General features: G+C 28.7%; 19 protein-coding genes. 13 read left to right on the top strand and 6 right to left on the bottom strand.

The genetic code is table 11. The annotated features are described in order from the left end of the window. Positions 1–9: 9 nt before the first annotated feature. The 4 genes from FDK22_RS08125 to FDK22_RS08110 all read right to left on the bottom strand — a co-directional run bounded on the left by FDK22_RS08125 (position 10) and on the right by FDK22_RS08110 (position 4606). A complete protein-coding gene (locus FDK22_RS08125; protein WP_138152422.1) occupies positions 10–324 on the bottom strand; it encodes a hypothetical protein in 315 nt (104 codons plus the stop codon). A 107-nt stretch (positions 325–431) separates the two neighbouring features. Next, complete coding sequence (locus tag FDK22_RS08120) at positions 432–2966, bottom strand: [protein-PII] uridylyltransferase family protein (RefSeq protein WP_138152421.1); 2535 nt, start codon at positions 2964–2966, stop codon at positions 432–434. Beyond that, positions 2959–3717 (bottom strand): DNA-binding transcriptional response regulator, encoded by a 759-nt coding sequence (locus FDK22_RS08115; RefSeq protein ID WP_138152420.1) that lies wholly within the window; start codon positions 3715–3717, stop codon positions 2959–2961. The genes FDK22_RS08120 and FDK22_RS08115 overlap by 8 nt, the downstream gene beginning before the upstream one ends. Before the next feature lie 28 nt (positions 3718–3745). Further along, a complete protein-coding gene (locus FDK22_RS08110) occupies positions 3746–4606 on the bottom strand; it encodes a hypothetical protein (protein WP_138152419.1) in 861 nt (286 codons plus the stop codon). Between the two features lie 275 nt (positions 4607–4881). Here FDK22_RS08110 and amt point away from each other — a divergent pair, with 275 nt between their 5' ends. The 5 genes from amt to pyrC all read left to right on the top strand — a co-directional run bounded on the left by amt (position 4882) and on the right by pyrC (position 9225). Further along, entirely contained in the window at positions 4882–6096 is a 1215-nt protein-coding gene (gene amt / locus FDK22_RS08105) for an ammonium transporter (protein WP_138152418.1), read from the top strand. A 20-nt stretch (positions 6097–6116) separates the two neighbouring features. After that, on the top strand, positions 6117–6455 hold the full coding sequence (locus tag FDK22_RS08100; RefSeq protein ID WP_138152417.1) for a P-II family nitrogen regulator: 339 nt from the start codon (positions 6117–6119) through the stop codon (positions 6453–6455). Between the two features lie 139 nt (positions 6456–6594). After that, complete coding sequence (locus FDK22_RS08095) at positions 6595–7782, top strand: ammonium transporter family protein (protein ID WP_138152416.1); 1188 nt, start codon at positions 6595–6597, stop codon at positions 7780–7782. An 86-nt stretch (positions 7783–7868) separates the two neighbouring features. Next, a complete protein-coding gene (locus FDK22_RS08090; protein ID WP_138152415.1) occupies positions 7869–8207 on the top strand; it encodes a P-II family nitrogen regulator in 339 nt (112 codons plus the stop codon). Between the two features lies 1 nt (position 8208). Next, the gene (pyrC, locus tag FDK22_RS08085; protein ID WP_138152414.1) at positions 8209–9225 is read left to right on the top strand and encodes a dihydroorotase; all 1017 of its coding nucleotides are present in this window, start codon (positions 8209–8211) and stop codon (positions 9223–9225) included. Between the two features lie 12 nt (positions 9226–9237). On the opposite strand, the gene fliM is transcribed toward pyrC, so the two are convergent. Beyond that, positions 9238–10335, bottom strand: coding sequence for a flagellar motor switch protein FliM (gene fliM / locus FDK22_RS08080; RefSeq protein WP_138152413.1), 1098 nt, complete (start codon positions 10333–10335; stop codon positions 9238–9240). A gap of 1 nt (position 10336) precedes the next feature. After that, positions 10337–11398 (bottom strand): flagellar basal body P-ring protein FlgI, encoded by a 1062-nt coding sequence (locus FDK22_RS08075; RefSeq protein WP_420836715.1) that lies wholly within the window; start codon positions 11396–11398, stop codon positions 10337–10339. 84 nt (positions 11399–11482) lie between these two features. Between FDK22_RS08075 and FDK22_RS08070 the strand changes: the two genes are divergently transcribed. The 8 genes from FDK22_RS08070 to FDK22_RS08035 all read left to right on the top strand — a co-directional run bounded on the left by FDK22_RS08070 (position 11483) and on the right by FDK22_RS08035 (position 17578). After that, complete coding sequence (locus FDK22_RS08070) at positions 11483–12409, top strand: hypothetical protein (RefSeq protein ID WP_138152412.1); 927 nt, start codon at positions 11483–11485, stop codon at positions 12407–12409. A gap of 1 nt (position 12410) precedes the next feature. Then, positions 12411–12671: a flagellar biosynthetic protein FliQ gene (locus FDK22_RS08065; protein ID WP_138152411.1), complete on the top strand. Its 261-nt coding sequence runs from the start codon at positions 12411–12413 to the stop codon at positions 12669–12671. 1 nt (position 12672) lies between these two features. Beyond that, on the top strand, positions 12673–13089 hold the full coding sequence (locus tag FDK22_RS08060; RefSeq protein ID WP_138152410.1) for a hypothetical protein: 417 nt from the start codon (positions 12673–12675) through the stop codon (positions 13087–13089). Then, complete coding sequence (locus FDK22_RS08055; RefSeq protein ID WP_228711667.1) at positions 13086–13583, top strand: MotE family protein; 498 nt, start codon at positions 13086–13088, stop codon at positions 13581–13583. Before FDK22_RS08060 ends, FDK22_RS08055 begins: the two co-directional genes overlap by 4 nt. A 3-nt stretch (positions 13584–13586) precedes the next feature. Beyond that, the gene (locus FDK22_RS08050) at positions 13587–14117 is read left to right on the top strand and encodes a flagellar basal body-associated FliL family protein (protein WP_138152409.1); all 531 of its coding nucleotides are present in this window, start codon (positions 13587–13589) and stop codon (positions 14115–14117) included. Between the two features lie 5 nt (positions 14118–14122). Further along, the gene (locus tag FDK22_RS08045) at positions 14123–14551 is read left to right on the top strand and encodes a hypothetical protein (protein ID WP_138152408.1); all 429 of its coding nucleotides are present in this window, start codon (positions 14123–14125) and stop codon (positions 14549–14551) included. Then, positions 14541–15239 (top strand): flagellar basal body L-ring protein FlgH, encoded by a 699-nt coding sequence (locus tag FDK22_RS08040; RefSeq protein WP_138152407.1) that lies wholly within the window; start codon positions 14541–14543, stop codon positions 15237–15239. Before FDK22_RS08045 ends, FDK22_RS08040 begins: the two co-directional genes overlap by 11 nt. A gap of 65 nt (positions 15240–15304) precedes the next feature. After that, complete coding sequence (locus FDK22_RS08035) at positions 15305–17578, top strand: FlgK family flagellar hook-associated protein (RefSeq protein WP_138152406.1); 2274 nt, start codon at positions 15305–15307, stop codon at positions 17576–17578. The last annotated feature ends 2 nt before the right edge of the window (positions 17579–17580 follow it).

The raw sequence follows: 17580 nt of genomic DNA, 5'->3' as shown, positions 1-17580 counted from the left end.
ATATCCTTTTTATATTTCAGCTAAAGAGAAGTCTCCTGTCATTAATCTATTTAACTTATTTAAATCAATTTGTACCTCGCCAATATAGGAGATTAGATTATTATTTTGAATATACTTTTTTTTACTTAAAGTTAATTCAATAATAATAAAATCAATATTCTCATTTGTCCATATTTCAGTTGACACTAATTTTTTTAAATTGTTAAATAGTGATATTTTTTGATCTCTATTTGCTGTCTTTTTTAAAAATACAGCATATGTTGCGATTTTATTTTCGAACTTTAAAGTAGTAACTTTTGCCCCAAAAGCTTGCTGCATCTTCACCACACATCCTTTTAAAGGACATCTAAAGTAGCTTGATGTCCTTTAATCAAATTATAATGGCACAAATCTTAATAAATAATTAAGTTATTTACTTAATTGTTTTAAGATTATTTTTTACTGCAAAGGGATTCTATGATTTTATCTTGGTTTGCGCAGAAGTTTCCATTTTTTTCAATAAGGAATAAATCATTTGCTACTTTTTTCATTGAGCTTAATTTTGCACTTTCAATTTCAACTTCAAAGTCATCAAACACTTTTGCAATATAAGCAAAAAGACCTTTTTGATCCTTTGCAACTACATGCATCGAAGCAAGATATGCTGAGTGATTACAATCAATAGTGATATTTTCTTTTTTTATTTCAGGTGATAAAAGTTTTGTTTTTCTAGTCATATCAAATGAATCTTTTATAACACTATCTATATAGATTAAATCACCTTCATCAACCCCTTCATCAAACCTAATTTCAAAGTATTTTTTATCATCATAAAGTTTGAAAATATTTAATGTAGAGATATTTAAAAACTCTAATTTACCAAGCATGTAACCTAAGTTTAGAGGTATTGCTCTAATAATTTTTATTCTTAGATTTTTTGTATTATCTATCTCATATTTAAAATCTTTTACCTCATATGCATCAAGGGCAATATCCATAATTTCACTTGCTCTAAGTTGTAAGAAAATTTGATTTGAAGAGATATACATAAGTTTTTTCTTCTTAATTTGAGACAACTCTTTATATCTTTTTAATTTTTTAATTGTTTCTTCTTTTTTGTGTCTTCTTACATTTTCATTTAATAAACTTTTATTTTCAAAAGCAGGTAAAGATTGAAGATATAATTGTCTTAAAAGTGAAGAGGTTGCACTTTTATATACACTATCTCCAACAGCAGAAATATCAGCATATGTAACAACATAAAGCATCTTTAGAGTTAGCTCATCTTCTAATAATGCAGTAAAGGCAAGAATCACTTTTTCAGAATAAATATCTTTGCTAGTTGCAACTTTACTCATCATATTATGGTATCTTACTAGTACTGCACCCCTTTGAATATGAATAGGATCAAAATCAAAGGCTTTAGTCATATTTTTAAATAGTTTTTCCCCTGCAATATGATGGTCTACAACTCTTCCTTTCCCCACATCATGTAGTAAAGCAACAAGCCGAACTAAAGCTCTATCTTTTTCATCCATTGAGTCATAAACTTCTTGAACATAAGGGTCTTTAATCTCTTCAAGTTTTTTTAATGTTTTTATTGAATGTATATCAACGGGGTGTTGGTGGTATCCATCAAATTGTGGTTGATTTACAATCTTTTTCCCAATTGGTAAAATTGCTTGGAAAAGCCTACCATTATAAATCATTTTTATAAGTGGATATAAATTTGGTTTGTATAATAGTGTTTTTATATTCTTTTTTAACTCTTTAGTTTGTTTACTTGGAATCTTAGTTCTGCTTACATAATAAAGATATGATCTATCAAAAGCTTTTATCGTATCTGGAAGTTCAATAAACTCTTTAATTAAGGCATTTAAGGTTTTTGGTTTATTTGAAAAAGAACAGTATAATTTATCATCAATAATATAAAGATTTTTTTTAAATCTATATTTTTTAAGTTTAGATATATTCTCTTTTTCAAATAAAACCTGTCTTGTAAATTTTTTAACCATGGTGCATGAAAAATGGTGAATTCTATGTAAAGATTCAGTGATTTTAGACATACACTGACGCTCTTTTGTTAAACGAGGAGTATGATTAAAACCTAGTTTTGTACTAAGTTCTGGTAAGACATCAAAATTTACAACATCAAGTTTTTTCTTTGAAATATTATGTAATGCATTTCTTACTTGAAAAATATACTCTAAAGCTGCTCTATATTTTTTATATTCATCTTCTGTAAACTCTTGGCCAATTAGTTCTTTTGTATCATAAACTCCATGGATAACTGTTGCCATCCAAAATACCATATTAGATTCTCTCATTCCACCATAACCATCTTTAATATTTGGTTCCATTTTAAGTGGGAATTTTTGAAGTCTTTGTTTATGCTCCTCAAGTTTTTCTAATACAAACTCTTTTTGATCTGTTTCTTTTATCTTTTTTAATACATTTTCATATCCATACCAAAGATATTTTGAACCATAAATCATTCTTGATTCAATAATAGAGGTTTTAATTGTAATATCCTCTTTTACACTCTCTGCAATATCTTTTAATTCATGAACTCTTGAACCAAGTTTTAATCCACAATCCCAAGCTAATGTAATAAAATCTTCCATAATAGCTCTTAAGTTATAACCTGGAACATCTTCATATAAAAGCATTAAATCTACATCTGAGTAGATACATAATTGTTCCCTTCCATAACTTCCTAAGGCAATTAATGTAATAGGTATTGAGGTACTCATTGGTTGGTAGTTTTTAAAATGTTTTCTTAGTATATATTTGTATAAAGCGATTAAAAATTTATCAGTGTGTTTTGTATGTTGAACAAAGAAGTCTTTTCCACCTGTAGTTTCAAGGGTAGTATCAATAGAGTCTACATATTTTTTAAAATAATTTCTAAAAATTTTTGAGATTTCAAAATCTTGTGCTCCTTGAGATATAAGTTCTTCAATTTCAATATTTAGTTCACTAACCATCTAAAAATTCCTTGTGACTGTCTAATTTTTTTCGAAGAGTGATTCTATTTAGCCCTAAATGTTTTGCCATTTGTACTTGTGATTTATATTTTTTTGTAGCAGCTTTTAACATAGGTACTTCTAATAAATATAGAAAATCTTTATATGAGTTTTCCCCTTCCATATTTGAGAACATATAGTTTTCCATAAACATTAAAATTTCATCTTCACCAATAGTTTCAAAAAGGTATGAAAAATATATAGATTTTCTTAAACTGTGTGCATTATTTGAAATATTTATCATTAATCTAGAAGGTACTATTAAATCTAAATCTAATGTGCTACTTGCTTCTTTAGAAAACTTAGATGTTAAAGCTTTTACATCTTCTTCTCTATCTTTTAAAGGGGGTAGCTCTATAGTAATAGAAAAAAGTTCTTCTAATTTCGTATTTAAATCATCTTTCATTGTTGTAGCAACAACTCTAATACCATTTTCGTTTACCCAATTAATTAGTAAATCGATATTAGTAATATTTTCAATTTTATCAATAATTATTGAACAGTTTTGTAGATTGATAATATTATCAGCGATATCTTGTTGAAGATTTTTTGCCTTAAATAGAGGAGCTTTTGGTAATATATATTTAGCAAGAGATTTTTTACCAACTCCTGCTTCACCTGAGATTAAAGCATTAACTTCTACACTTTGAAGTAAATGTGCAGAGTTTAAAATCTCCTTTGAGTTTTTAGATATTGCTATATAGTTTTCCATGTTTCACCTTCTTAAATTATACTATAATTTATTTCTTTTTTGTTAAATGAATAAATATTGATAATGCTATCATTATCAGTGATATACCTGCAATCAAATAAAATGCATTAATCATTTTGTCATAATCATTAATTGCAATTTTAAATACAACCATTAAAGCTTCAATAGATAAAGCAATAATAATTGAAATTAAAAATTTAGTAATCATTTTTGTTTCAACTTTAGAGTTTTTTGAATAACTTTTAAAATACACTTCTTGCTCTAAAATTGTTTTTGCCAAATCAAATATTGCAATACCTAAAGTTAATGCAATAATAGGTTTAAAAATTGTGTCTAAATCGAAAATACCTTTTATCAAAAATGAATGACTAAAATCATATATTGAATAACAAACTATAAATAAAGACAAAGCAAACATCGAATAACCCGCAATGGAATAAAAAGTCTTAGTTATAGTATGAAAAGGTTTATTTAGTTCTATTAAACTTAATCTTTCCAAAATAGTTTCTATTTTAAAATCAAAAAATATTATATAATCTTCCTCTTTTACACAAAAAGTTATGCAAGAATTTTTTGTGGCACTACTTACATAAGCTGAGGTAAAAGCAGAGTTTGTTTTTTGATCAAAATTAATTTTTCCTAAAAGATAATCCCTAGAAACATCTAAAGCTTTTTTATCTTCATAGTTTCTAAAATAATTTGGAGAAATTTGCATCTTTGACTTTTTATCAATAATATAAACAAGTTCCAATGATGGGAAAAGTTTAAATACATCTTTAAAGCCCGTTTCTCTTAAATTTTTAAGTTCTCCAATTTTTAGAAAAGTCTCTTCTATAAAGTCTTCAATTTTATTTCTATTTTGAAAATATACATCTAAATATTCTTTCATTTATACTCCTTTTTTATTATAACACACTGTATATAAAATGAATGTATAAAAAATATACAATTATTTAAAAAATACAAATATGTAAAATTAATAAAAAATCGTTTAAAATTTATTTTTTCAATAAAATTATCTAGAGAGACCAAAAAAAGCAGACTTACATATGTACACTAACTAATTATTAAGGAATATATGTATAAAAAATATACACTGTATATGTATTCACTCAGGTTTTTATCTGTTACAATTTCGTCATACATTTTTTGAAAAGGAAAAATATGGAAAATTTTAACGACTTAAAATACATATTAGATGGATTTCTATTTGTATTTTCTGGTGTATTAGTAATGTGGATGGCAGCAGGTTTTGCTATGCTAGAATCTGGTCTTACAAGATCAAAGAATAATGCTACGGTATTAACAAAAAATATTGCATTATTTGCAATCTCTTGTATTATGTATTACTTCATTGGGTATAACTTAATGTATGGTGACGGTTCTTCTTTCATGGGAAGTTTCTCAACAATTTCTATGGAAAATGGTCCTGACTCTGGATATCCAGCTGCAGCAGACTTCTTCTTCCAAGTTATGTTCGTTGCTACTGCTGCATCTGTTATTTCAGGTACAATTGCAGAAAGAATGAAATTATGGCCTTTTTTAATTTTCGTTGTTGTTTTATCAGGTGTAATTTACCCAATTCAAGGTCACTGGACATGGGGTGGAACTGAGCTTGGTGGTTTAATAGCTGGTTTCTCTGACTTCGCTGGTTCTACAATTGTTCACTCTGTTGGTGGATGGGCTGCATTAGCAGGTGTATTAATCCTTGGAGCTAGAAAAGGTAAATATACTAAAGATGGTAAAGTAAGACCAATTCCTGGTTCAAACTTAACTCTTGCAACTTTAGGTACATTCATTTTATGGATGGGATGGTTTGGATTTAATGGTGGTTCTCAATTAGCTTTAGGTTCAAAAGCTGATATTGATGGGATTGCTTTAGTTGTTGCTGATACAAATATGGCTGCTGCAGCTGGTGCTGTAATGGCTGCTATTTTAACTCAACTTCTATACAAAAAAGTTGATTTAACTATGGTTCTTAATGGTGCTTTAGCAGGACTTGTTTCTTGTACTGCTGGTCCAGACTTAGGTATGTTAGTTGCATTTATTGAAGGTATTGTTGGTGGTGCGATTGTTGTATTTGCTGTTCCATTCTTCGATAAGTTAAGAATTGATGATCCAGTTGGTGCTTTATCTGTTCACTTAGTAGCAGGTATCTGGGGAACATTAGCAGTTGGTATCTTTAATCCAGATGTAACAATCATGGCTCAAATCAAAGGTATTGTTGTAATTGGTGCATTCGTATTCATTGTTTCATTCATTGTTTGGAAGATTTTAGACTTAGTTGTTGGACTAAGAGTTGATGAAGAAACTGAAATCACTGGTCTTGATATTCACGAAACAGGTCTTGAGTGTTATCCAGAGTTCAAAAAAGCTTAATAGAGAATAGGATTTAAATAATGAAAAAAATAGAAGCAATTATCAAACCTTTTAAACTTGAAGATGTTAAAGAGGCTTTAGTAGAAAATGGAATCGCAGGGATGACAGTGTCTGATGTAAAAGGTTACGGAAGACAACAAGGTCACTCTGAGTTATATAGAGGTGCTGAGTATGTTGTGGATTTCTTAGCTAAAATTAAAATTGAAGTAATCGTAAATGATGAAGATGTTGATTCAACAATAGCAGTAATTGTTGAATCAGCTAAAACTGGAAAAATTGGTGATGGTAAAATTTTCGTTACACCAGTTGATGAAGTTGTTAGAATTAGAACTGAACAAAGAGGTTCAGAAGCTGTATAAGCCCCTTTATATCGGTGGAGAATTATTCTTCACTGATATAAAATTTATCTCGCTGTATATTTTTTATACAAACTTATCATTGAAAATATCTTATTAAACTATATAATGCTCTTTACAAAAAAATTGTTGAGGGTTGAATATGGATTTACAATCAGTTAGTTATGTTATTGATACGTTTTTTGCACTATTTGCAATGACGTTAATTATTTTTATGGTTCCTGGATTTGCTATGCTAGAAGCTGGACTTGTTAGAACAAAGAATGTTTCAGCGGTATTAATGGTAAACACTATGATTTATGCAATTGCATCAATGGCATTTTTACTTGTTGGTTACTCAATTGCTTTTGGTGATTTTGGAAGTGATTCAATGTCAAAATGGGCAGCTTTTCTTTTTCAAATGGCTTTTGTTGGTAAAGTAATTAATATTATGTCAGGTGGTGTAAGTGAAAGAGCAAAGGTTATTCCTTTGGCAATCTTTACAGTAATTATGGGTGGTTTTATCTATCCAACTGTTGTAAATTGGTCATGGGGAGCAGATATGCTTGATGGAACATTTTTAGATTTATCAATGTATGACTTAGCTGGATCAACAGTTATTCACAGTACTGGTGGATGGGCTTTATTAGCTGCTATTATTATAATTGGTGCTAGAAAAGGAAGATACCCTAAAAGTGGTGGAGTTAGAGTAATCCCTGCTTCAAATATCCCACTTGTAACTTTAGGTGCTTTTCTTTTATGGATTGGTTGGTTTGGATTTAATGGAGGTTCTGTTGGTTCAATAGCTTCAAAAGAGAATGCAGATGCAGTTGCTTTAACAATTATGAATACAAATACAGCTGGACTTGCTGGTGCTATTATTGTTTCAATAATTATGTACTTCCAATATAAAAAACTTGATATCACAATGGTATTAAATGGTGCTTTAGGTGGATTAGTTGCAATTACTGCAGGACCAGATTTATATGACATTTATACTCCAATTTTAATTGGTGCAATTGGTGGTGTTATTGTTGTTATTGGAGTATCTTTCTTTGATAAATTAAAACTTGATGACCCTGTTGGTGCTTTATCTGTTCACTTATTAAATGGTATTTGGGGAACATTAGCAGTTGGAATTTTTGCAAGCAATGGAGATGATATAACATTTATTGGACAATTAAAAGGTGTTGTAGTAGTTGGTATTTTTGCTTTTTGTGTTTCTTTTGTTGTATTGTTTATTATAAATAAAATAGTTGCATTAAGAGCAGCAGATGATGAAGAGATGCAAGGACTTGATGTAGATGAATGTGGTGTTGAAGCTTATCCTGAGTTCAAAAGAGCATTTTAATTAATAATTTAGATATAAAAGAGTGTAATAATTTAGATTTAACTAAGTTTTGCTAAAATATGACAATCAAAAAAAGGAAATGATATATGAAAAAAATTGAAGCAGTAATTAAACCGTTTAAACTAGAAGATGTTAAAGATGCTTTAACGGAAGCTGGTATTACAGGTATGACTGTATCTGATGTAAAAGGTTATGGTAGACAACAAGGACATTCAGAACTTTATAGAGGTGCTGAATATGTTGTTGATTTTTTACCTAAAATCAAATTAGAATTAATTGTTTCAGAAACAGAAGTTGACTCAACTATAGATATTATTGTAAATTCAGCAAAAACTGGAAAAATTGGTGATGGTAAAATCTTCGTTTCTACAGTTGAAAAAGTTGTTAGAATAAGAACAGGAGAGCAAGACGAGGACGCAATTTAATATGCGTACTTTTGAAATTAATTCTCCACTTGACATGCATCTTCACCTAAGAGATGGTGAGATGTTAAAACTTGTGGGGCCACTTACTTCAAATACCTTTTCAGGTGCACTAATAATGCCTAATTTAGTACCACCTATTACCACAAAGGAAGCCCTTTTATCATATAAACAAAGAATTTTAGAATCTTGTAATGGTGATGATTTTGAACCCTATGTAACTTTATTTTTTAAAGACGATTATTCTTTCTCTTTTTTAGAAGATATAAAAGATGAAATTATTGCAATTAAACTTTATCCTGCTGGGATTACAACCAATTCTGAAACTGGTGTATCATCGATGGATATTGAAAATTTAAGACCAACTTTAGAATCAATGAGTAAACTTGGAATCCCTTTATGTATCCATGGTGAAACAAATGGATTTGTTATGGATAGAGAAAAAGAGTTTATGCCTATTTATGAGTCTATTGCCTCTTCATTCCCTAATCTAAAAATTATTATGGAACATATCACAACAAAAGATGCTATTGAGTTATTAGATAAATACGACAATCTATATGCAACAGTTACTTTACATCATTTATTAATTACTTTAGATGATGTAGCAGGGGGTATGTTACAGCCTCATCTTTTTTGTAAACCAATTGCAAAAAGACCAGAAGATAGAGATGCTTTATTAAATGCTGCACTTGAAGCTCATCCTAAATTGATGTTTGGAAGTGATAGTGCACCCCATCCAAAACACAAAAAAGAGTGTTGTGGTTGTGCTGCTGGAGTATTTACATCTCCTATAGCTTTACAAGTATTAACTGAACTGTTTGATAAAAATGGTAAACTGGAAAATTTAAATGCATTTGTTAGTTTAAATGCACAAAACATATATGATTTTAAACCTGTAGAGAAAACTATTAAACTAGTACAAAAAGATTTTGTAGTGCCTCAAATTTACACTTATAATAGTGAAAATGTAGTACCAATGTATGCAGGTGAAACTTTAGCTTGGAGTATTGAAGGGTAAAATTAAATTTTACTACTTTCTTCCTCTTTCACTTAAGAGTCTTTTGATATTCTCTTTAGACTCTTGTGATTTTTTAATTCTATCTTCTCTCATTAATCTTAAAATTTCTAAAGTTTCTTGTTTTTCATGGTCTAAATTAGATTTCACTTGAACAGCTTTTCTATTGTTTGATATCCCCGAAACACCTAAGAATTTTTCAGTTCTATTTACATAAAGTTTTGAAGATGAAGAGCTTGCATTTTTATTAAATACTATTACATCATTAGGTTTAATTTTTAGTAGCTCTTCAACTGTTAATTCTGTTTCAGCCATAATTGCTTCAACTTTCATTTTTGCACCAGAAATTAGCGTTGTAATATCTTTTTTTCTACTAGCTTTTTTATTTTTACCCTCATTAAACATCTTTTCAACAATTTTATTTAATAGGGTTTCAATATATGAAATAGGATAACAAATAGATAAGAAACCTGATTCTTCATCAATAGTTATTTCAAGTACAACTAGTAATACAATTTCATGGTCTGAGATAATTTGAATTGCATTTGCATTTGTATCTCTAGATTCAATTTTAAAATTTAAAGTTGTAACTTCATCCCAAGCTCTATAAAGATGTTTTATAAACATTTTATAGAAGTGTTCAAAAATATTTACTTCAATTTCTGTTAATTCTCTATCTAAATTATCACTTGCAGCAACTGCACCACTTCCTAATAATTCTGCAATAATCTTATGGGAAATACCAGGGTTACACTCAATAACAATTCTCCCTTCAAGGGGTTTAATTGAAAGGGTATTAAGTGAAGTTAATTGAGGAATAGAAAGGATAAACTCACCATAAGTCATTTGTTCAATTGAGTAAAGTTTAATATCAACTATTTTTCTAAGCATAGCTGAAAGGTCAGTAATTAAATCCCTTAACATCTTATCATGTAAAGTTGAAAAAGCTTTGAATTGCTCATTTGAGATTCTATTTGGCTTTTTAAAATCATAAATAGAGTAGTTTTTTTCTTTTGATATTATCTGTTCTTCTGTAGAAGCATCTATATCTTCTCCAGCTTCGGCAATATCTAAAAGTGCATCAATTTCATCTTGACTTAAAAATTCAGCCATCTTATCCTCTTATATCCAGTTCAACATTGTTTAATGCGCCCATCTCTTTGATAATTTTAATTGTTTCAATTATATCAGTCATAGGAAGTTTCATAACTTTCATAGCTCTAACTAAATCAGAAACTGTTGGAGCTTCTTTAGAGTTCATCAAAGTGTTATCAATATTTACAGCAATTGGTTTATTATCTAGTTTTACATCATCCCCAATATCTTTTCCTGGATTTACTTTATTATCATCCCATTGATTTTCATTTAAAGGGGATTTTTTTATTCTAATTGTAAAGTTTTCTCTTGCTATTGTAACAGGGTCAATTGGTATATCTGCACCTGCAATTATTGTTTCTCTATTCATATCAATAACAATTTTCTTTTTGAAATCAGAATCTAATTGAATACTTTGAACATCATATATAAATTTTACAGTTGAAATATTTGCAGGTTTTTTCACTTGTACTGTTCTTGTATCAACAGCCATAGCAATTTTTTGACCAAATTTTTTATTGATTTTTTCTTCTACTGTAAAGGCTTGTTTAGCATCATTTTTAAATAAACTTAGGGTAATAGAATCTTCATCTTGTAAAGAATAATCAACCTCATTTTCTATAGTTCCCCCCTCGTAGATATAACCTGTTGTAGGGTTTTCTAAATCTGATACAATTGCCCCTTGTGCTAATGCATAAACTTGACCATCTACAGCTTTAAGTTGAGTTAATAAAAGTTGCCCATGGTCGATTGATTTTGCATCACCAATTGCAGATATCTTAACTTTTATTTTATCCCCTTGTCTTGAAAAAGGGGGTAATTCTGCTGTCACCATAACAGCTGCAATATTTTTTGATTTTATTGATGATGTTGGTATTTTAATATATGAGTTTCTAAGTAAATTTTGTAAAGATTGCATAGTAAATTGTGATTTATCTCCAGTACCAGCTAACCCAACAACAAGACCATATCCAATAAGTTGGTTGTCTCTAATCCCAACTATATTAGAAATATCTTTTATTGTAATGGCACTTAAAAAATTTACAATTAAAAAAAAAGTTATTAGTATCCTCAATTTCACACCTCTTAGATTGTTGAAATATTTTATCTAAAATTTTATAAAATGTAGGTATAATTTTTTCAAAAAATAATTTTAGGGTTATCTTTGATTATATATATTTATGGAAGTGAAAGCTTCACAAAAGAGATAAAAGAATTACTAAATCATTCAAACATAAAGTTTAGACTCGATGAAAACGGTGAAATCAAAGAATTAAAAACTTTAGAAAGTTTAAAGAATGCTATTGAAGATAATCCAAAAAACATCTATTTAATTGATGATTCAAAAATTATCAAAAAAAATACTTTAAATCAAAAAATAAATTTTTTCAAACCAAAAGATGGTATAGAACAAGAGTATTTATTGGATCATGGAATTGGTGATATCTCCGTTGATTCAATGGAAGAATTATCAAAACATATTATAAAAAAACTTGAAACTGAAGCCTTTGTACAAGAATCAAATGATATTCAAGATTCAATTGTAGAGATTGTTGAAGATGCATATGAAAAAGATGAGGGTGATGAAAAAAATTATGTTCAATTAGATGATGAACTAAGTAATCTATTATCTAATAGGAATGAAAAAAAATCCTCAATAGAACCAGTAATAGAAGAGATTGATGATTTATCTTCATTTATTGAACAAATAGATGAAAAAGAGATTGAAAATTCAGAAGATAATCAAGATGAAGATATTTTATCTTCCATTAAAGATTTGAGTTTTGAAGAAGATTTTGATATTATAGAAGAAAAAAAAGAAGAGAATACTCAAGGAGTTGACATGCCCAATGAATTTGCAGAATTTGATGCATTAAATGAAGCTGATATTTTAGCAGCTTTAGATGGTTTAGATAATGAAGAGTTGTCAACTCAACCACTTCCAAGCAAAGTACAAACAACTGAATTACAAAAAGATAATAAATCAGAAAGTATTGATATTGGTAGTTCAAGTGTAGATGATATAGCAAAACTAATCTCACAGTTATTAAATAACAAAACGCTGGAGATTACAGTAAAAGTTAAAGATTAGTATGGATTTAATTGGTATTGCAGAAAATACAGTAAAAATAATCTTAATACTTGGTTTGCCATCACTTATAGTAAGTATGGTTATTGGTCTTATAATCTCAATTTTTCAAGCAGTAACACAAGTTTCAGATGCATCATTAACTTTTGTTCCAAAAGTTATATTTGTTTCAGTTTTTATTCTTATTTCATTACCTTGGATAGGTGATAATATCAAAACCTATACCACAGATTTGTGGGGTTTGATATTAACTTTTGGACAGTAATATGATAAAAAAGCTCCATGAATTAAAAAAAATGCAAACTGATCAGAAATTAATTGAAAAGGGTCAATTAATGGCAAGAATTTCTCGTATTGAGGATGAGATTATGTTTACAGAAAACAAAATTAATACAACTTCAGTTCAAAAACATGGTGCTATATCAGATTTTGCAGTATTAGCAATTCATAAAAACACTATGAAAGAGCATATTGTAAAGCTTAATAATGAAAAAATTGTTTTACAAAAACAAGTTGAGAGTTTAGTTATAGAAATTGTTGAATTGCAAAAGCAAACAGAACAATATGCTTATATTCTAAAAGAGCAAAAAGATGAAGCTTTTAGAAAGGTTCTTTATATGGAAGAGGAAGCCGCAAGTGAATATATCCAAAGTAAATATATTAGTGAACAGGAGAATTTTTGAATAGGTTAATATTAGCAACAATTTTATTATTTTCATTCTCTTTTGCCCAAGAGGAAAGAGTTAGTAGTGCCGCATTAATTAAGCAAAAAATAGAAGTTAAAGAATTAAAAAAAGAACTTAACAATTTTTATAATAAAAAAGAAAAAGAGTATCAAGAAAGAAAAAAAGAGTTAGAAACATTACTAAAAAAAGTAGAAAGCGAAAAGAAACAAATTGAAGCTTTACGGGATGAAAATAAAAAACTTTTATCTGATATAAAAGGTGAAGTTGATAGTAAGATTTCAACAATTTATAATAAAATGAAGCCTAAAATTGCTGCAGAAATTTTTAATCAAATGATTAGTGATGGAAATCTTGAGGGAGTTTTCGATATAATCTTAAGATTAAAAGAAGCGAAGGTAACATCTTTTATGAGGTACTTAAGTCCTAAAAATGCTTCTTTATTGACACAGATGTTACAAGAGTATAAAATAAATAATAAAGATGAAGGGTGATTTATGGCTGAAGAAAACGAAGAAGTAAAAAAATCTGGCGGTGGAAAAGGACTAATGATAGTTCTTATTGCATTAATAGTTATATTATTAATTGCAGTTGGTGCTGGAGGATATTTATTGTATTCAAGTGGAGTATTATCAGGTCAACAGCAACAAGGAACTGAGCAGGTTAAAAAAGAGGAAGCTGGTGATTCTAACGAAACATATAAAGCTGCAATAAATGATTTGGTTTTAAATATCACTAATGCTAAAGGAAGAGAAAAATTAATGAAACTTTCTTTTTCTTTAAAAAGTACAGAACCTACAATAGAATCAATAGTAGAAGAGTATAAGGCAGAAATTGTAGATGTAGTAATTGGACAAATTAGTGCAAGAAGTTCTGAAGAATTGTTAACTGTTGGTGGAAAAGAGTTGTTAAAAGAAGAGTTAATGGAAGATATTAATAACATTATCAATGAAGTTACAGCAAATAATGATGATATAAAAAGAAATAATATTAAAAAAATATTATTTACAACATTTGTGATTAAATAAAAACTATGATTGTAGCTGTAAAAAGAAATAATAAAAAACGGAATCTTATTAAGCTTATTTCAGCTCTTGCTGTTGTAAGTATGTTTGTATATTACTATTTTCATATGAGTGAAGAATATGCAAAACAGCAAGAGTTAGAAAATCAAAAGCAGCTACAATTAATTGAGAAAAATAAAGAAGAAGAAAAAAGTAGAAAAATTGAGCGAATTATCTATCGTGAAATTGAAACTGCAGTTGATTTAATAGGTCAACGAAAAGTTATTGATGTAAAACTTATATCAAACAAAGCACTTATAGTTGTTGACCCAGATACTAATTTAGATGCATTAAAAGTTAGATATGGAACAACTGCACTTATCAAAAAAGATTTAAAAGATATCAAAATTGCATTAGATTTAAAATATATTATTGAAAGTAAATATAATGAAAAATAGTTTACTAATTTTTTTAATGCCTTTTCTTTTTTTAGGTTGTGTTTCTCAAGAACCAAAAATAGATTTTAAAAAACCAGAGATGCAAGTTCCTAAACCTGCTCCTGTTGTAAAAAGAAACAAAGGTTCTTTATATACTCTAAAGGGTCCATCTTTATTTGCTGATAAAAAAGATTTACAAATAGGAGATATCCTTCAAATTAAAATAAATGAATCTTTATCGTCAAACACTAGTAATTCAAGGGAAACTACTTCAGATAGAAACGCTTCAAGCACAGGATTATCTGCAACTGCAGGTACAGCTGGCGGAGTTGCTGAAAAAGTTGCTAATTTTATAAATCCAATTACAAATTTAGGGTATGAATCAAGTTCTTCTTCTAGTAATAAAGGTGATGTAACTACAAGTTTAAGTGAAGATTTTTCAACTACTGTTTCAGTTATAATTGAAGAAACATACGCAAATGGTAATTATTTTGTAAAGGGTTTTAAAGAGATTTTAGTTGATGGTCAAAAGCAATCAATAACAATCACTGGAGTTATAAGACCTTATGATATTACACCTGATAATAGTGTAGATTCTTCACAAGTTGCTAATTTAAAAATACTTTATGAAAAAGAGGGTGAAGAGCAAGATGTTATGCATATACCTTTTGGTTGGAAAATACTGAAATTTTTCTTCTATCCCTTTTAATCTAATTTTAAGAATTGTAATGTAATAATAAGTAATAATATGCCCATAATAGTCAAGGAGGTAATATGCTAAAATCTTTAAATGTAGCCCAAACTGGGCTTAGTGCAGCGAAAATAGCTGTTGAAAATGTTTCTAATAATATAGCTAATGAAAACACTCCTGGCTACAAAAAAAGGGTAGTCCAACTAAGTGAATTAACTTTAGGAGACTCTAGATTTACTGGAAGTGGTGTTAGAGCAGACAATGCTTATAGAATCACTTCAGAATATATGTTTAATAACATAATGAAAGAGAATACTAAAAATAGTTATTATGATGAAATCTCATCTATTGTTGGAAATGTAGAACAGATGTTTAAAGAAACTGATACTTCGGGTTTCTCAAACGATTTAAATAGATTCTTTCAAGCAGTAGAAAATTTAAGAACAACACCAAGTTCTGAGCTTTATAAAACTACACTTAAAACTACAGGTAGTAATTTAGTAGATTCTTTACAAAATTTATATGAAAATATAGAGCAACAAGAAAGTATTACTTATAACAGACTTGAAGATAATGTTCAAGAGATAAATGCAATATTAAATGATATTGGTGAGTTAAATCAACAAATGGGATTATCTAATAATTCTACAAATGATTTACTTGATAAAAGAGATCAGCTTGAAAAAGAGTTATCTGCTTTAGTTGATATAGATGTTGATAGAACAGATGGTGATTATCAATTAAAAATTGGTGGAGCAATAGCTGTTAGATATAATACAAATATTAGAGAAGTTAATCTAGTAGAAGATAACACAACTCAAATCGATAGATTTGCAACTGAAGATGCAAATGGAACTGCAATTGATAGTATTGCAAATGGAAGAACTTTTGAAATCCAAGAATTGGTTTTAACAGGTGCATCTAATAACAATATGATTCTTGATTCAGGAATCACATTTACTCCAAATGGAGAGTCAGCAATAGCTCTTGATTATGATGAAACTGAAGGAAAAGTTTTAATCGATGGGGGAATAAATGGTACTGAACCATTTAAAATTACCCAAGAGGGTGTATTAACTTTTGAAGTTACTGCACAATCTAATGGTGATAGTTTTGATTTTAAAACTGGTGATACAATAACAATTACAACAGATGCAGATAGTGATTTAACAACATTTATTTCAGGAAGTGCAAACTGGACTGACAATGGGGATGGAACATACACTGCAAATTCTGATAATACAGTTAATTTTCCCGATGCCGGTGATAGTATAAATGTGCAAAGAACTGTAGGAACAGGTCTATCTGATGTTGATACAACTATAACTTATAAATTTGATAACACCCATGAAGTTTCAGTAACTTTTGGAGATTATGTTCTTGATGCAAATGGAAATCAAGTTGACTTAGATAATGATGGTGTTGCAGATCAAATTGATGAAACTAATTTTATTAGAGCCCTTAAATATGAAATAAATCATAATACATATATTTCTGAAAAAGTTACTGCTTTTAATGGTAATTATGAAGTTGATGAAGATGGAAATAAAATAGATTTATTTTCATCTGATAAGTTTTTAGTAGTTGAAGCAAACCAAGATGGAACAGATGGTTCTTTTATAGGAAGAATTTCAATCACAACAGCTACAGATGGAAATGATACAATATTTAAAGATGACTATCAAAGTGTGGATGCCGAAAATAAAGTATATTTAGCAGTTTATGATAGCGAGGTGAATGTAAACTCGGGTATTATAAAAGCACAATTAGAAAATTTAACTACTACATCACCAAATAACAAAATCATAGATTATAAGGATAAATTAGATTCATTAGCTTCCGCATTAAGTGATATTTATAGTAAGTATGTTGTTGAAGATAATGGAAGTTATACCTATGGAAATATTTCAACAGATTCATATAATGGTACGAAAACTGTAGAAACCTTAGGGCTTTTTAGTGGAAGTACTGTAAAAACATTAGTGTTTAATGAAGAGATGGTAAATGATTTAGATCAAGAAGATTTAGATTATATTAGTTCTATGCAGTGGAAAGATGATATTGATTTTGATGGGTTTGCCCAAGATGGAAGTACACAAGAGAAATCATCTTTTAGTGAATTTTTTCAAGAAGTAAGAGTAAATATTTCATCGGATAAAGAAAACAATGATTTCTTAAAAGAAACGCAAACTGCAGTTGTTCAATCACTTGAAGCTAGTTATGAACAATTAACAAAAGTTGATAGTGATGAAGAGATGATAAATTTGATTCAATTTCAAGCAGCCTATACAGCAAATGCAAAAATTATTACTGTGGTTGATGAGATGCTTCAAACTTTACTTGGTATAAGAAGATAAGG

This window comes from Arcobacter arenosus, from assembly GCF_005771535.1.
GTDB classification, from domain to species: Bacteria; Campylobacterota; Campylobacteria; order Campylobacterales; family Arcobacteraceae; genus Halarcobacter; species Halarcobacter arenosus.
The sequence above is the reverse complement of the archived record's forward strand: the minus strand, read 5'-3'. Positions and strand labels throughout refer to the sequence as shown.